Origin of the sequence: Chryseobacterium sp. UNC8MFCol (assembly GCF_000482305.1) — a bacterium.
Classification (GTDB): domain Bacteria; phylum Bacteroidota; class Bacteroidia; order Flavobacteriales; family Weeksellaceae; genus Chryseobacterium; species Chryseobacterium indologenes.
Genome location: NZ_AXUZ01000003.1, coordinates 199,794 through 215,117, shown reverse-complemented (window position 1 = coordinate 215,117; position 15,324 = coordinate 199,794). Strand labels below are relative to the sequence as shown.

The 15,324-nt window shown below is 37.1% G+C and carries 16 protein-coding genes; 1 reads left to right on the top strand and 15 read right to left on the bottom strand.

From position 1 onward, the window contains the following. The 15 genes from M030_RS0100990 to M030_RS0100920 form a co-directional block, all read right to left on the bottom strand. On the bottom strand, positions 1-789 hold the full coding sequence (locus tag M030_RS0100990) for a glycosyltransferase family 2 protein (protein ID WP_027371824.1): 789 nt from the start codon (positions 787-789) through the stop codon (positions 1-3). Positions 790-801: 12 nt separating this feature from the next. After that, complete coding sequence (locus M030_RS23555; protein ID WP_051584833.1) at positions 802-1,752, bottom strand: glycosyltransferase family 2 protein; 951 nt, start codon at positions 1,750-1,752, stop codon at positions 802-804. A gap of 1 nt (position 1,753) precedes the next feature. Beyond that, positions 1,754-2,422, bottom strand: a complete 669-nt coding sequence (locus M030_RS0100980) for an NAD-dependent epimerase/dehydratase family protein (protein WP_027371823.1) — start codon at positions 2,420-2,422, stop codon at positions 1,754-1,756. 64 nt (positions 2,423-2,486) lie between these two features. Then, positions 2,487-4,223: a glycosyltransferase family 2 protein gene (locus M030_RS24810; RefSeq protein ID WP_051584832.1), complete on the bottom strand. Its 1,737-nt coding sequence runs from the start codon at positions 4,221-4,223 to the stop codon at positions 2,487-2,489. Next, positions 4,223-5,050, bottom strand: coding sequence for a glycosyltransferase family 2 protein (locus M030_RS23545; protein ID WP_034721888.1), 828 nt, complete (start codon positions 5,048-5,050; stop codon positions 4,223-4,225). The genes M030_RS24810 and M030_RS23545 overlap by 1 nt, the downstream gene beginning before the upstream one ends. 2 nt (positions 5,051-5,052) lie before the next feature. Further along, positions 5,053-5,949 (bottom strand): glycosyltransferase family 2 protein, encoded by an 897-nt coding sequence (locus M030_RS0100965; protein WP_027371822.1) that lies wholly within the window; start codon positions 5,947-5,949, stop codon positions 5,053-5,055. Positions 5,950-5,961: 12 nt separating this feature from the next. After that, positions 5,962-6,939, bottom strand: a complete 978-nt coding sequence (locus M030_RS0100960) for a hypothetical protein (protein WP_027371821.1) — start codon at positions 6,937-6,939, stop codon at positions 5,962-5,964. Next, complete coding sequence (locus M030_RS0100955) at positions 6,936-8,042, bottom strand: DegT/DnrJ/EryC1/StrS family aminotransferase (protein WP_027371820.1); 1,107 nt, start codon at positions 8,040-8,042, stop codon at positions 6,936-6,938. The genes M030_RS0100960 and M030_RS0100955 overlap by 4 nt, the downstream gene beginning before the upstream one ends. Further along, positions 8,035-8,496, bottom strand: a complete 462-nt coding sequence (locus M030_RS0100950; RefSeq protein ID WP_027371819.1) for an acyltransferase — start codon at positions 8,494-8,496, stop codon at positions 8,035-8,037. Before M030_RS0100950 ends, M030_RS0100955 begins: the two co-directional genes overlap by 8 nt. Beyond that, positions 8,493-8,894 carry a sugar 3,4-ketoisomerase gene (locus M030_RS0100945; protein WP_027371818.1) on the bottom strand — a complete coding sequence of 134 codons (402 nt, stop codon included), beginning with the start codon at positions 8,892-8,894 and terminating at the stop codon, positions 8,493-8,495. The genes M030_RS0100950 and M030_RS0100945 overlap by 4 nt, the downstream gene beginning before the upstream one ends. Before the next feature lie 86 nt (positions 8,895-8,980). Beyond that, the gene (locus tag M030_RS25835; RefSeq protein ID WP_034721885.1) at positions 8,981-10,237 is read right to left on the bottom strand and encodes an ABC transporter ATP-binding protein; all 1,257 of its coding nucleotides are present in this window, start codon (positions 10,235-10,237) and stop codon (positions 8,981-8,983) included. A gap of 42 nt (positions 10,238-10,279) precedes the next feature. Beyond that, positions 10,280-11,128 (bottom strand): ABC transporter permease, encoded by an 849-nt coding sequence (locus M030_RS0100935; protein ID WP_027371817.1) that lies wholly within the window; start codon positions 11,126-11,128, stop codon positions 10,280-10,282. A gap of 173 nt (positions 11,129-11,301) precedes the next feature. Then, positions 11,302-12,165 carry a glucose-1-phosphate thymidylyltransferase RfbA gene (gene rfbA, locus M030_RS0100930; protein WP_027371816.1) on the bottom strand — a complete coding sequence of 288 codons (864 nt, stop codon included), beginning with the start codon at positions 12,163-12,165 and terminating at the stop codon, positions 11,302-11,304. 60 nt (positions 12,166-12,225) lie between these two features. Next, complete coding sequence (rfbB, locus tag M030_RS0100925) at positions 12,226-13,305, bottom strand: dTDP-glucose 4,6-dehydratase (RefSeq protein WP_027371815.1); 1,080 nt, start codon at positions 13,303-13,305, stop codon at positions 12,226-12,228. A gap of 6 nt (positions 13,306-13,311) precedes the next feature. Next, complete coding sequence (locus tag M030_RS0100920; protein WP_027371814.1) at positions 13,312-14,625, bottom strand: UDP-glucose dehydrogenase family protein; 1,314 nt, start codon at positions 14,623-14,625, stop codon at positions 13,312-13,314. 214 nt (positions 14,626-14,839) lie between these two features. Here M030_RS0100920 and rimP point away from each other — a divergent pair, with 214 nt between their 5' ends. Then, positions 14,840-15,307, top strand: coding sequence for a ribosome assembly cofactor RimP (rimP, locus tag M030_RS0100915; RefSeq protein ID WP_027371813.1), 468 nt, complete (start codon positions 14,840-14,842; stop codon positions 15,305-15,307). Positions 15,308-15,324 lie beyond the last annotated feature (17 nt).

Here is a 15,324-nt window from a genome sequence, read left to right as displayed (position 1 = left end):
TTATTTAAATATTTTTTTCAATCTTCCTTTGATCTTTTGAAGAAGGGTCTTCTTCGGATACTTGGTAAGATCATTGTGCTTAAAAAGTCCTTCTCCCTGGGCAATCTTAAAGTTTTGCTTCACCCACCATGCCGCGATATTTCTTTCCAGAGAGGCTGTTTCTCCCGAAAACGGAATAATTGTTTCCAGCAGAAAATTTTTTTTAACAAGATAAGGATTATTGGTCCAGTTCGCCCAGCGGGAAGTGGTAATAAAATATTCTCCCTGTTTCTGAATTTTGTCGGGAAATTCTGCTGCGGGATCCAGCCAGTGCAGGGATTCCAGAAGGTGAGGGGAAGTACATTCGTGCCAATCGTCGTAATAGTTGAGCTCGTTACCTTTATGTCTGATAGAGATGAGAGGGTAGCCCGGTTGCTCTCTGCTTCTGTAACGGATGACATCGAAGCCGTTGTTAAGCAATTCCAGTCCGCTCTTAAGGCGTGAAAATACAGTTTTTTCATTCTCAATCAGCTCAAAATCGTGTTCCAAAAAGAGAATATTGTCGCAGGCTGCATTTTCAGCCAATGTTTTCATTCCTTTCCCGATTCCTATATTTTCCTGTAATCCTATGTACTTTACCTTGTACTGATCGGCTGTTTTTTTGTCTTCATCACTGACTTCCTGAAAAAGTACCACTATATCTTCGATCATTTCCAGAAGACCGAATTTTTTGTACGATTTTAAAGTGTTTTTCAGGGTGTTTCCACTTTTCCATGAAAGAATACAGACGCTGATGGGGAGTTTTTCCATAGTCATTATTGCTTATAGGTTCAGGAATGGATGTTGGGCTGTCATTGAAGTTTTTCTTGCCTGCTCAATCTCCTCGAATTTTTTCGAAAAGTATTTATATTGTTCGAGACAGAACTTCGCTTCACTGATATTTCCTTTAACACTCATTTTTAGGAGATAGGAAAGAAGTGCTGTCTTTTCTCTTTTAACATTATAATCATAGTTGGGATCCAGATATTTGGTTTCCCTTTGCATTTGCATCGAAAGTCTTGCTATTTTTAATGCTTCAGCTTTATCATTGGGTTCTTTCTTGTAAAATGACTGTACGGTGTCATGAATGACCTTGCTTTTTGAGCAGACAATGATTTTAAGCCCAAAATAAGTCACACGGTGTACATATTCATAGTCTTCTGCACCATGGAAAAAATAAGGATTAAATCCACCCACTTTTTCAATGATTTTCCTTGGAATACACCAATGGGCAGCATTCACAAAACTGATCTCGTAATAGGGCCGGGTATCACCAAAATAGACGTCAGAAAGCATTCTGTTGTTTCGAAGATCTTTCGCCAGATAATTTTCAAAATGTAGATCAAGCTTCTTTTCGCTTCCATCCAGATGCATGGGGCTCATGATCCCGATTTGATTTTTCTCCGGATGAGCATGATATACGTCCAGCAATTGCTGAAAGCTATCCGGGTAAATCCAGGCGTCCTGGTTCATCAGATAAAAGAAATCTGCTCCTTCCTGATAAGCTTTTTCAATACCGATATTATTGGCTTTTCCAAATCCCGCGTTGTCAGGAGATTGAATAAAGTCTACTTCCGGAAAATGGGCTTTTATATATTCCTGGGTCCCATCGGTAGATCCGTTGTCAATGACTATACAAGTCACAGGCACAGAAGATTGCCTTAAGCTTGTAAAGCATCTTTCTGCCCATCTCATGGCATTGTAAGTGACAATGATAACATATATATTCGCCATTTTACATATACTTTTGGGTTAAGGTATTTAAATAGTCTTCCGGGCTCACTCCGGAGAAAAAGGAGGTGATGTTTTCTGTAAAGTCTACTTTGTAAAAATCCCCTTCATTGATTTCTGAGTACTTTCCTTTTTGCTCGGTTTTATTCTCAATAGCTCTGATAATCTCTTTTAAATCATAATAATAAGGGAATGCACAATTCACAATCCCATTATTAAGAAGAACGCAGTTGATTTCCAGAAATTTTGTGATATCGTCCATATCGATCAATAATCTTCTTGCCTTACTGTGAACCGTAAACTCATTGTTATTTTTGATCTGGTTTTTCAGGTAATTAAAAAGGGTATTGGGATTTCCGCCTCTTCCTACAATGTTCCCGATTCTGAGGATAAGGTAATTTTTTGAATGGTTTTGGATATAATCTTCCATAGCCAGCTTATGCAAAACATAGTGACTGTCTTGTTTAGACTGATCTTTTACACTTAATGTGGAAAAGTATATTAATTTTTTATCGCCGCTATTTTTCATTGTGTTTTTTAAAAGAGCAGATTCTCTTTCAAACTCTGAACTCCTCGTTTCAAGGGAGTTGGAGACACCGGATGCAAAGAATAGATAATCCTCTGAATCGATGCTTTGTAATGCGTTGGCGATAAGTCCGTTTCCTATAATCATTGACCAATGTGTGTTTTTATAGTTAAAAAAAACTATGTTTTAATAAGAATATCCATGGTTTCTGTTAGTTTTCATATTTAGCAATCCCTTTATTGTCATGTTCTCCTTTGGTGTTGAGCTTCCATGAGCTGGATTTATCGACAGATTGAATATAATGCAAATATTCTTCCGTATAATTTTGAGGATCCATATACCAGCCTCCATGTAAAGCGGTGAAGTCTCCTCCAATTCTTATGCCTTCCAAAAACGCAAGGTTATTGAATCGTTTCGGATAATACGGTTTATATAAAGCAAAAGTGGTATCAACATAGGCTGAATAAACATTGTTTTCCAGTTGTTTTTCCCAGAATTGTTTTTCCCATTTCAGCACTTTTTCTTTCAACGGGAAATAGTCAGGAATGGTTTCTATATCGAGGGCAAAACCAACTTTAGTGATTGTGCTATGGTAGATATCCATTTTGGAGATCATCTCAGACATAAAATCAACCGGTAGTTTTTCATTGGGAACAATATCCGGATCTGTTAAAACAAAATAGCCTTTACCATATTTTTCCTGTAAATAAGGGGTGTCGAAAAAGACTTTATGACCAAGATTCCCAGGCATACGTTCTACGGTAATTTCTTTTTCAATGGTTTGATAATAATCAAGTAGCGGCTGATAATCTGATTGGTTATCTATAATAATGATATTTTCAAATTTTCTCTGCTGTAAAAAAGCAATCAGTTGCTTGAGGTAGTGAAGCTGATTAAAATTGATAATGATAACAGGAATGCGTAACGGGTTTTCTCTTTGAGATTTTACAAGCTCATCATTATGAATCAGATACTGATACAGATACTTGTTGGTCACTTGATGCAGTTTTCCCGTATAATGCGCAGGATCCCAGACAGGATTGCTGTTTTTAAGTAAAAGATACTCTTTTCTGGGAATGCCTAAAAGCTGTTTATAGCTTTTTAAATGATAATACAGCTTATAAAGACTGATATTTAATTTCTTTTTATTCTGCCAGCAATAATGAAGATGTACATTGATCAGCTTGTGTAAAACATCAGGACTGAATTTGCCGTAATAGGTATTGATGAGGTATCCGAAAAACTGATATCTCGCCTCTGTCTTTCTTTCCTGATACGATTTGTTTTCTACATCTCCTGAAATACTGGCGGTAGATATACGTACAAATGTTTTTGCAGTATCAATACAGTATACCGAGCCAAAGTCCGAGAATTCCAGCACCGCGAGATCATCTGAATGCCACGCCAGGGGAAATTCCCTGAAGTGATATTTCTCATAGGCACTTTTCCTGAAAATGTGTTCTGACAAACTGGAGCGATGCCCTTCATATATTTTTTGCAGCCATAAATGCACTGCAGATTCTGTCGTATTGTATTTTGTGAAAGAAGAAAGAATTTTGCCATCCTCATCCATTAAAGCCTGGGAAAACTTTACAATATTGATTTTTTGCTCTTCAATGGTATTCAGGTGATGGTAAAATTCTTCAACAAAATTTTCAGAAACAGTATCGTCGTCTCCCAAAATAAGAAACCATTCTTCTTTTACATTTTCCAGAATTCGGGCCCATTGTAGAGCCAGATTTTTACCACCTAGATTTTCTTTATAATCAAAATATTGATATTCATCATTGCTGAGATATTGCTCGAGAACAGGTAAGGGATCATGTGGGCTATTATCATTGCCGATATAGAGCACAAAATCGCGATTCGTTTGTGCAACGATAGATTGTACGGTTTTTTCCAGAAAATCTATCTTATAATACGGAATGACAATAGCAAGTTTCTTCATTATCTTTTAAAAATAGAAAGTATTTTTTCTGTTAACTGATATCTTTTGGAATTGATTAATTTCTGTAATTGACTGTTGTAATAGTCCGCTTTTTTCTGACTCTGCTCCAACTGATAATGAAGCTGATGCAGACTTCCCAGATATTGATGGAAAAAATCCAGATGCTTTTTTTCTATATGAAACAACATCATTGTTTTTCTGGATTGGCTCAGTTCGGTAATCATAGAATTTTCTTTGATCCTGTAATAAAAACATACATCATCAATTCTATACACATTGCCCCCATTCTCTAACAGTGAAATCCAAAATTCCCAGTCTTCCAGACCATACAACATATGAGTATCATAACCTCCTACTTCTTCCCAACTTTGTTTCTTAAAAAAAGCTGTGCAAAAAATGATGTTCGTTTGGGCTAATGCCAGATGGCTGAAATCGGGTAGTTCCCAGAATTCATTAACGGAGCCAAATTTTTTTGCCTTACAATAAATGATTGTATATTGTTTATCAAATTCCTTCGCTGCCAATTCCAGATACCGGTTGCTGATCTTATCATCTGCATCCAAGGGAAGAATCCATGCTCCTTTTGCTGCTTCTATACCGGCATTTCTTGCTGAAGACAAACCTCCGTTTTCTTTATGAAGATAGATAAAACGATTGTCTTTTTCTATCCATTTTTCAGTAACCTCTTTGGTATTGTCAGGAGAACCGTCATCCACAATAATGCATTCCCAATTGCCATAGGTTTGGTCCAGAACAGATTGCAGACATTCATCAAGATAAATGGCCTGATTGTAGCAAGGGACGATAATGGAAATGGTAGGCATCATGTTTAGATAATTTTATTTAAGATCTTATACAAAGAGGGTGCAACCTTGTATTGCAGTGCAAAAGATAGTCTTTTTATGTGATAAGGATACTTTTGATAAGCCTCTATAAATTCCGGGGAAAGATGGTCTTTTTTCAGATAATATCTTTGAGTAAGGCTGTTGATTTTCTGTCTTACATCCCCGTCTTTATCAAACATGATCTGAAGTAATAGCGTTTCCTTTTCAATACGGTCGGCCTTGACTTTTGAAATATTCTCGGCATGCAAACGGTAATAAGTCAGTTTCTTCGGTACGTAAGCAATCAAGTACTTTTCGTTAATTTTTAACCAGCGAAAATAATCCTCTACAATGAATTTTGTATCATACTTACCGGTTGCCTTAAGAGCTGCCGTTCTTAGTAAAACTGATAGTGCTGCAATTCTGTTCCCTTTAATCAGCTCCTTTTTGAAAACTTGAGGGTCTACATTTCCCAACGCATCATAATCTGCATAATCCTGAAGAATATGGCTCGAGTCATCTATGGTATGGGTATTGGTAAAAACCATTCCGTAGCTTTCTCCCAATGCTTCAAGTCTGGAAACACACTCTTCTGTATATTCAGAATGCAATACATCATCTGCCGCGATAATTTTAATATACTCACCCTTAGCCAGCTCAATACACTCATTAAGGGTCTGGGTAAATCCGGTATTTTGACTGTGAAAATTTTTTTCTGCCGGATAATTATTATCTTTCAGCCACTGTTCAAAAACCTCTGCCGAATTATCAGGAGAGGCATCATCAGCAACAATTAACTGAATATTGGGATAGGTCTGGTTTTTTACACTATCCAGATTTTCTTTGATATATCCGGAGTGGTTATAAGAAACAACAATAATTGATACAAGTGGGTAATTCATTCTTCCGGCATTTTATTCTAACTGACTTTTTGCTCCTTCTATACCAAGCAATCCCTGTACTTTTTTACCCTGTTCATCCATTGAGTAGATCAGTTCTTTCTTGTCACCGTTTACCAGATAAATTTCTGAGGGAACAATATTCGCATTGTCTATATTTTCGGGAATAACAAGTTCCAGAGTGTATCCTGCTAAAAATTTTTCGTTAAGAAAATCAGGTTTGATATGGATGGTAGGGTTCAATGTATCAACGGAAACCCTGTTAAGTTTGGTTGCAACCAGTTTAGATTGTAACGGACTCAGGCCAATAGCAAAGAGTTTACGGTATCTTATATATTGAAACCCGTTTTCTTCCAAAGTAACCGGGTTGTGATACACCATCCTTTTCAGGTGCTTTAAAAGCCCTTCTGAGTGATAAATGGTACCATCTACAGAAAAAGGATATGACCAGTGATGAATGACCGTATCTTTATAATAATCCCACTGGTAAAAATCATTTTTTTTCTCCAGATAGTGGGGCATACCTTCAAGATTGTCTCCTACATATAATCTGTAGGAAGCGTTTTCCGGATTATTTCTGATAATACTAAAAACTTCTTCCGGTACGATAACATCTTCAAAAAACACACCGTCATCAGTATTGAACATAACAAACTCACAACCGCTGTTTTTTATGATTTTTTGGAGAGCTCCTTTAAAGTTATCTCCGTTTTTATTAAATAAGTTCCTTTCCTTAAAAAAGGCCCAGTCTTTTTTTGAATTAAGAGCGTCCCAATATGCCCAGTCAAAAACAACATTTTTCCTTTCAACGAAAGAGATGCTTTTTTGATCTGCATATTTTTTTTTCAACAGGTCATATCCCTGCTGATGAGCTCCTGTTGTATGGTATAAAATAACTACTTTGGAATCTGACTTAAAACGTTTAATAACAGACTGAATAAGATAATCCAGCTGAATAGCACGGTTATAAGAAAAAATTACATTAAGAATCATTGGTCGAAGGCATTTAAGGTTTCTATTACTTTTGTTACTTCCTCCTCTGTCATTACAGGAGAAATAGGAATACTTAAAACCTCTTTGTGGATTTTTTCAGTAATCGAAAGCTGCAGATCTTTCCACTCAGAATAAGCCTCCTGATGATGAGGTGGAATAGGGTAGTGGATAAGTGTCTGTATTCCGTTGTCTGTTAAATATTGCTGAAGCTGATCTCTTTTTTCAGATCTTATGACAAAAACATGGTAGACATGGCTATGCTCATCCAGTTTATGGTGAGGTAAACTGATTTTCGGATGTGTTATTTCGGATAAATAGCGATTGGCAATTTCTTTTCTTTTTGAATTCTCAATGTCCAGATAATTGAACTTTACTGAAAGTACTGCTGCCTGAATTTCGTCCATGCGAGAATTGTACCCTTGATATTGATTGACATATTTTACCTGAGAACCATAATTGGCCAATGCTCTTATACAATCTGAAAGATTTTTGTCCTTACAGGTAATGGCACCGGAATCCCCGATTGCCCCCAGATTTTTCCCGGGATAAAAGCTGAAACCCGCTGCGTCTCCTAAACCACCGGATTTTCGGTCTTTCCAACTTGCTCCGATTGCCTGTGCATTATCTTCAACAATTTTTAGGTTGTATTTTTCAGAAAGTGCCTGCAGATCTTCAGAAAAAACAATGCTTCCATATAGATGAACTAAAAGAATAGCTTTCGTTTTGGGAGTGATTTTTTCTTCCAGTTTAGTAAGGTCAACATTATACGTATTGATATCCGGTTCTACAAGTACCGGGACAAGTTTATTATCGGTAAGGGCAAGAATAGAAGCGATATAAGTATTGGCAGGGACAAGAATTTCATCTCCTTCCTGCATGATCCCAAGTTCTATATATGCCCGGAAAATCAGTCGTAACGCATCCAGGCCGTTGGCAACACCAATGGCATACGGAACATTACAATAGGAAGAAAGCTGTTCTTCGAATTTTTTTACTTTTTCACCCAATAAATACCATCCGGAACGAAAGGTTTGCAACAAAGCATCCTCAATTTCCTGTTGATGGTTCATATTTATTTTTTGTAAATCAAGAAATTTAATCATGATTGTTTTTCTTTAAAAATTTTGCGGGATTTCCTACCCATATTTCGTTTGGAGGTACATTTTTAGTAACCACACTTCCGGCCCCGATCAGGGCATTCTCCCCAATTGTTATTCCTGCCAGTATGGTGGCATTAGCACCAATGGAAGCCCCTTTTTGTATAAGGGTTTTTTCCAGTTTGAAATCCTTGTTTTTTGATTTTGGAAACAGATCGTTCGTAAAAGTCACATTGGGACCCACAAAGACATTATCTTCAAGGGTTATACCATCCCATATCTGAACTCCTGGTTTTATTGTAACATTGTCCCCGATACTTACTTCGTTTTCAATCAGTACCTGGCAGTTGATATTGCAGTTTTTACCGATTCTGGCATTTTTCAATACCACGCAAAATTGCCATATAGTTGTCCCTTCACCTATCTGTTGGGATTGAACGTCAGCCAGACTATGTATCATTCTTGATAATTTTTAAATTCTTCAAAATCTCTGAAATAATCCTCTTCCTCATAATGCTCAGAAGCAAGACACAGCAAAACTGCGCTATGGCTGAACTTAATATCTCTCCAGATCAGTTTTGGAATATAAAGCCCCTTTGAAGGTGAATCCAGGATAAAATTTTCTCTATTGCCTTCAAGATCTAGAGTATTGAATTCTATCGTTCCTGAAACGGCAAATATAACCTGCTGTAGTTTTTTATGGGCATGGCCTCCCCGAATGACATCCTGGGGAGTATAATAGGTCCAGTACACCCTCTTAATATCAAAGGGAGTATTGGATTGTGCTTCGGCAACAGTAATATAGCCTAAATCCTGAGAGCCTATTCTTGGAAATTCTATAAGTTGAGGGGTATCCATTTAATATCTAATAATGATCACTGATAAATAAAAATATAAAAAATATACAAGCCGGGGAAAAAACGAATAAACAGGAGAAATTTGAATTAGAGTTTTTCTACTGTGTGGGTAATTCTTGGAAATAATATTCCCGGTGATTTTACGATCTCCCCAAATTCGTTCTGCGTTCCGTGCACTTCAAAACCGAATAACTGGGTTCTGAATGCAATATCTGATCTGTTTACACCCCAGAAGAAATCAAAATAATAAGAATCTTCATTAATAGTGTAAGGCGGAATTTCAAAGCTGATTGTATAATCACCTTTTATTCCGTTCCGGTTCTGACTTACCATCAGGCCTGTACTCATAATGGTAAGGTCATGACTGTTTTTAAGGAAGAATGAAAGATCAATATCCACATTTTCCATTTTGGACATAAAGGTGACCGTTACACGAATACCGGACTTTGTGCTGATCATATCCCCGTCAATAGCTTCCGCCTTATAAGACTTAACCATGATTTTTTCGTTTTCAACAACTCTGGAATCTTCCTGATAATTGTAAAAAAACTTGATATCACTGTTTTTTTGATATTCAATAATACATTTATTCACTTCTCCGGTGGTGATCAGCTGTCCCTTATCCAGAAGTAAAGCGTTATTGCAAAGCTCTTTGATCGCCGTAATATTATGGCTTACAAAAAGAACGGTTCTTCCTTCTCCGCGGGTCACATCTCCCATTTTTCCGAGACATTTTTTTTGAAACTCGGAGTCTCCAACTGCCAGTACTTCATCTACAATCAGAATTTCTGATTCCAAATGGGCTGCTACCGCAAATGCCAGACGGACATACATTCCGGAGGAGTATCTTTTTACAGGAGTATCAATATATCGTTCTACCCCTGAGAAATTTACAATTTCATCAAATTTTCGGGTAATTTCTTTTCTGGTCATTCCAAGGATGGCTCCGTTAAGATATACATTTTCACGTCCTGTCATTTCAGGATGAAAACCTGTTCCTACCTCTAATAATGAAGCGATTCTTCCCTGAGTATAAATTTTTCCGGTAGTCGGTTTAGTTACTTTGCTTAAGAGTTTAAGTAACGTAGATTTACCCGCTCCGTTTCTTCCTATAATTCCTACGGCGTCCCCTTGCTCGATTTCAAAGTCGACATTACGTAAGGACCATACATATTCAGAATCTCCTTTTGTTGCTCTGTCATTGGCCTCACCGATTTTCAGATAAGGATCTTCCTTTCCTCTTACTTTATGCCAGAACCGGTTGAGGTCGTGAGATAAAGTTCCTGTGCCCACCTGTCCGAGGCGGTATTGTTTTGATATGTTTTCTGCTTTTAAAGCCAGCATGTTCTGATTGTATTTTAAATTAATAAAAATAAGGATATGAAATTAAACAGTGTCCATGAAAGTTTTTTCTACCTTATTAAAGATTACTATTCCTATCAGCAAAAGAATAAGAATAAGCATGGTGCTGATTCCAAGCATTAAGGGTGAAAAATCACCTACACCAAGCCATGCGTATTTAAAACATTCAAAAACTCCTGTAAGAGGATTGTAATACGCAAGCTTTTTAAAACCTGCAGGAAGCGAGGAAACCGGATAAATAACAGGGGTGGCATACATATATAAACTTACACCAAAACCTAATAGCATACTAAGGTCTTTATATTTCGTTGTCAAGGCTGAAAAAATCATTCCGGCACCTAATGCAAAAAGAGCCATTAATAAAACTAAAAACGGCGTAGCGAGAATCCATAAGTTTGGATGTACCTTCCCCTGGCTCAGGTAGTAAGCCCATGCCAGAATAAATAAAAGGAATTGTACAGAAAAACGCATCAGGTTTGAAATAACAATAGACAGTGGAGTAACAAGTCTGGGAAAATAAACTTTTCCGAAAATGGCTGAGTTTCCTACAAATGTCCCGGATGTACCAAGTAATGAAGCTGAAAAATAATTCCATAACGTTACTCCTGACAGGTAAAATAGAATCGGCGGAGCGCCATCAGTAGGAAGTTTGGCAATCGCACCGAAGACAACCAAATAAACAATTGTTGTCAATATGGGATTAATAAAAAACCAGATAGGTCCTAAAATAGTTTGTTTGAAACTTGATATAAAGTCTCTTTTGACAAACATATAAACAAGATCTTTATACCGCCATACTTCTTTGAGTTGTATATCAAGTAAAGAATGGTTGGCTTCAATCGTTTCCGTCCACTTTTGCTGTGGTTCGTTCATTTGTGTAAGTTTTTGCAAATTTATAATAATTAATTTCTTACCGTATTGTTTAGTTTATGAACAATTGTTTACATAAAACTAAAAAATAACAACTAATATATTGATAATTGTTATGATGAGCAAAAACTATTGGCTATAAAGCCAATAGTCTGCATATTTAATAAATTATATGGTTATTTACCAACCAGTTGTTTAAGGTATTGTCCATAACCGCTTTTTCCATATTTAACCGCGGTTTCCAATAGTTTTTCTTCGTTAATAAACTTATTTCTAAAGGCTATTTCCTCAATACATCCGATTTTGAATCCCTGTCTTTTTTCAATAACGCTTACGAATTCAGAAGCATCATGAAGGGAATCGAATGTTCCCGTATCCAACCAGGCGGTTCCCCTGTCCAGAACTCCTACCTCTAATTTTCCTTTGCTCAGATAAACATTGTTTACATCTGTGATTTCAAGCTCTCCTCTTGCAGAAGGCTGTATGTTTTTGGCAATTTCTACCACCTCGTTATCGTAGAAATACAATCCGGGTACGGCGTAATTTGATTTCGGCTGCAAAGGTTTTTCTTCAATAGAAACGGCTTTGAAGTTGTCATCAAATTCTACCACTCCATATCTTTCCGGATCTGCCACGTGATAAGCGAAAACAACACCTCCGTCAGGATTGGTCTTGTTTTTTAATAAGGTTCCCATTTCAGAACCGTAGAAAATGTTGTCTCCTAAAACAAGTGCAGCAGGATCATTTCCGATAAATTGTTCTCCCAGAATAAATGCCTGCGCCAACCCGTCCGGGCTTGGCTGAACAACATATTCTATATTGCACCCTAGCTGAGAGCCGTCGCCAAGAAGTTTGATGAATCCCGGTTGGTCATGTGGAGTGGTAATGATCAGGATATCTTTAATTCCCGCTAATAGAAGTGTAGAAAGTGGGTAATAGATCATAGGTTTGTCATAAACAGGCATAAGCTGTTTGCTGACTGCGATTGTCAGAGGGTAAAGTCTGGTTCCGGATCCTCCGGCTAATATTATTCCTTTCATGTATTTTGCGAATTATTCGGTTTTCATTTGTGTTGTCGGTGATTATTTAGTGTTGGGCAATTAACTGTATTGTTTATTGTAATATTCCTGGTAGTTTCCTGATGTTACATTATCAAGCCATTCTTTATTCTCTAGATACCAGTCGATGGTTTTTCCCAGTCCTTCTTCGAAAGTTACGGATGGTTTCCAGCCCAGTTCTTTATTCAGTTTTGTAGCATCAATGGCATAGCGCTTATCGTGTCCCGGTCTGTCTTTTACAAACGTGATCAGCTTTTCCGAATAGCCCTCAGGTCTTCCCAGTTTAGCATCCATTTGTTTGATCAGTTCCTTTACCAGGTCAATATTCTGCCATTCATTGAAGCCTCCGATATTATAGGTTTCTCCGGTTTTTGCTTCATTAAAAATCTGGTGGATTCCTTTAGCATGATCAATCACGAATAACCAGTCTCTGGTATATTTTCCATCTCCGTAAATGGGCAAAGGTCTTTCATTAATAATGTTTGAAATACACAATGGAATTAATTTTTCAGGGAAATGATTCGGTCCATAATTGTTGGAACAGTTGGAAATGATAAATGGTAATCCATAAGTATTGCCATAAGCTCTTACCAGATGGTCGGAGGCTGCTTTTGATGCAGAGTAAGGAGATTGCGGATCATAAGACGTCGTTTCCAGAAAAAATCCGGTTTCTCCAAGGCTTCCATATACTTCATCGGTAGAAACGTGATAGAAGAGGTTGGTTCTTTTCTCATCAGGAAATCTTCCGTGGGTGTGATCAGGATTTAATGTCCAGAATTCCTTACAAAGATTAAGGAGATTGGCTGTTCCGTTGACGTTGGTATTGATGAATGCCATCGGATCCGTGATGCTTCTGTCAACATGGCTTTCAGCAGCCAGGTGTACAACGGCGTCAGGATTGTATTTTTCAAATACCCTTCTTAGTTCTTCCGGCTGGGTAATGTCGGCTTTCTCGAAAATATAATTTGGTTCATCTTCAATGTCTTTAAGGTTTTCAAGGTTTCCGGCATATGTAAGAGCATCAAGGTTAATGATTGTGGTGTTTGGGTTGTTTTTTACAAATTCTCTTACAACATGAGAGCCAATAAAGCCTGCCCCTCCTGTAATGATAATGTTTTTCATTTAATATTATTGTGAAATGGTTTTTCTGCCTATACTTTTATAATAAAATCCGTTCTGTTCCGGGATTTCAAGCGGGTACATGTTTCTTCCGTCAAAAATAACTTTATTATTCATTTTTTTAGCCATCAGTTCAAAATTTGGATTTTTGAACTCCGGCCATTCCGTTGATATGAATAAAGCGTCAGCTCCTTCCAGGGCATCATACATTCCTTTAGCATATTGTATCTTGTCACCCAGAAGTTTTTTTACATTACTTTCTGCCACCGCATCATACGCTACAACTTCAGCTCCTTTCTCAAGCAATAGAGCAATATTGTCTAAAGACGAAGCTTCTCTGATATCATCAGTATTGGCTTTGAAAGCAAGACCCCACATTGCTATTTTCTTCCCAGCGATGCTTCCTCCGAAATATTTTTCAATTTCTGAAATTAGGATTACTTTCTGAGCTGTGTTTACATTTTCGGTAGCTTCAAGGATCTGGAAATTGAAATCTTCCTGCTTTCCTGACTTGATAAGCGCTTTTACATCTTTAGGAAAACAGCTTCCACCATATCCGATTCCCGGAAACAAAAATCTGTGCCCGATTCTGTCATCACTTCCCATTCCTAATCTTACTTTATCCACATCTGCCCCTACTTTTTCACAATAGTTGGCAATTTCATTCATAAAGGTAATTTTTACTGCAAGAAATGAGTTGGCAGCATATTTTGTCAATTCGGATGATTTTTCATCCATGAAAATAATGGGAATACCTGTATTGGTAAAAGGCTGGTAGATTTTAGACATAATGTCTTTTGCTCTTTCTGAACTGGCCCCCACAACAACTCTTGAAGGGTTCATAGAATCTTCAACAGCAAATCCTTCCCTTAAAAATTCAGGATTGGAAACTACGTCAAAAGAAACCGCTGTTTTGGCAGCAATCGTTTCCCTTACCTTATCGGCAGTTCCTACCGGTACAGTACTTTTATTTACAATGACCTTGTATTCCGTCATCATTTCACCAATATCGTTGGCAACTTTTAATACATAAGAAAGATCTGCAGAACCATCCTCTCCCGGGGGAGTAGGTAAAGCAAGATAAATAACTTCGCTTTTGTCTAAAGCTTCTTTTAAATTTGTAGTGAAAAATAATCTTTCAGACTGAATGTTTCTGAGGAACATTTCTTCAAGGTTCGGCTCATAGATGGGAACAATGCCGTTTTTCATACCTTCTACTTTCTTTTCATCAATATCAACACAGTATACTGAATTGCCAAGTTCTGCAAGGGTAGTTCCTGTCACTAATCCTACATAACCTGTTCCTACAATCGTTATATTCAAAATGTTTGTTTTTAAAATTCAGAAACAAAAATAATAAAAATACTTCATCTGCTTCTTTAAATTATTGTAAAAGAACTGATCTCTATTTACTTGATAATAAGATAATTTTGCATTTTTGGAAAAAAAGCGTATATTTGCATTGGATTTACGGAAAAAATGGGAAGGCTTCGCAAGAAAGCCTTTTTTCGTACTGTAAATCAAGATAAAAGAATGTATGGAGTTTAAAAAAAGAATTGAAGAATTATTAAATGAATTCCTTGAGACCAGAAAAGATCTGTTTCTTATTGATCTTAAGATCTCTGCCGGGGATGATATTACAGTGATTTTAGATGGTGATGACGGAGTTTCTTTGCAGGATTGCCTTGATGCAAGCCGTGCTATAGAATTCAATATGGATCGTGAAGAACATGATTTCAGCCTTCAGGTGATGTCTGCAGGACTGAGCGAGCCATTAGTAACACCAAGACAGTTCAATAAAAACATAGGAAGAGAGATTGAGGTGATGCTGGAGGATTCTTCTAAAATTGAAGGGGAATTGTCAAAAGTAGACGACGAGAAGATCACACTTGTTTTACGTTACAGAAAGCCGAAAGATATCGGGAAAGGTAAAGTGGATGTGGAAGAGGAGAAAGAAATTTCTTACTCTGAGATCAAAAAGGCATTAGTAGTAATTAAATTTTAAAAAAGAAAAAAGAATAG

Coding starts and splice junctions, on each gene's coding strand:
- M030_RS23555 (WP_051584833.1), bottom strand. CDS start 1,752: ATGGCGAATATATATGTTATCATTGTCACTTACAATGCCATGAGATGG.
- M030_RS25835 (WP_034721885.1), bottom strand. CDS start 10,237: ATGCTGGCTTTAAAAGCAGAAAACATATCAAAACAATACCGCCTCGGA.
- M030_RS0100980 (WP_027371823.1), bottom strand. CDS start 2,422: ATGATTATAGGAAACGGACTTATCGCCAACGCATTACAAAGCATCGAT.
- M030_RS0100955 (WP_027371820.1), bottom strand. CDS start 8,042: ATGATTAAATTTCTTGATTTACAAAAAATAAATATGAACCATCAACAG.
- rfbB (WP_027371815.1), bottom strand. CDS start 13,305: ATGAAAAACATTATCATTACAGGAGGGGCAGGCTTTATTGGCTCTCAT.
- M030_RS0100945 (WP_027371818.1), bottom strand. CDS start 8,894: ATGGATACCCCTCAACTTATAGAATTTCCAAGAATAGGCTCTCAGGAT.
- M030_RS23545 (WP_034721888.1), bottom strand. CDS start 5,050: ATGATGCCTACCATTTCCATTATCGTCCCTTGCTACAATCAGGCCATT.
- rfbA (WP_027371816.1), bottom strand. CDS start 12,165: ATGAAAGGAATAATATTAGCCGGAGGATCCGGAACCAGACTTTACCCT.
- M030_RS0100960 (WP_027371821.1), bottom strand. CDS start 6,939: ATGATTCTTAATGTAATTTTTTCTTATAACCGTGCTATTCAGCTGGAT.
- M030_RS24810 (WP_051584832.1), bottom strand. CDS start 4,223: ATGAAGAAACTTGCTATTGTCATTCCGTATTATAAGATAGATTTTCTG.
- rimP (WP_027371813.1), top strand. CDS start 14,840: ATGGAGTTTAAAAAAAGAATTGAAGAATTATTAAATGAATTCCTTGAG.
- M030_RS0100965 (WP_027371822.1), bottom strand. CDS start 5,949: ATGAATTACCCACTTGTATCAATTATTGTTGTTTCTTATAACCACTCC.
- M030_RS0100990 (WP_027371824.1), bottom strand. CDS start 789: ATGGAAAAACTCCCCATCAGCGTCTGTATTCTTTCATGGAAAAGTGGA.
- M030_RS0100935 (WP_027371817.1), bottom strand. CDS start 11,128: ATGAACGAACCACAGCAAAAGTGGACGGAAACGATTGAAGCCAACCAT.
- M030_RS0100950 (WP_027371819.1), bottom strand. CDS start 8,496: ATGATACATAGTCTGGCTGACGTTCAATCCCAACAGATAGGTGAAGGG.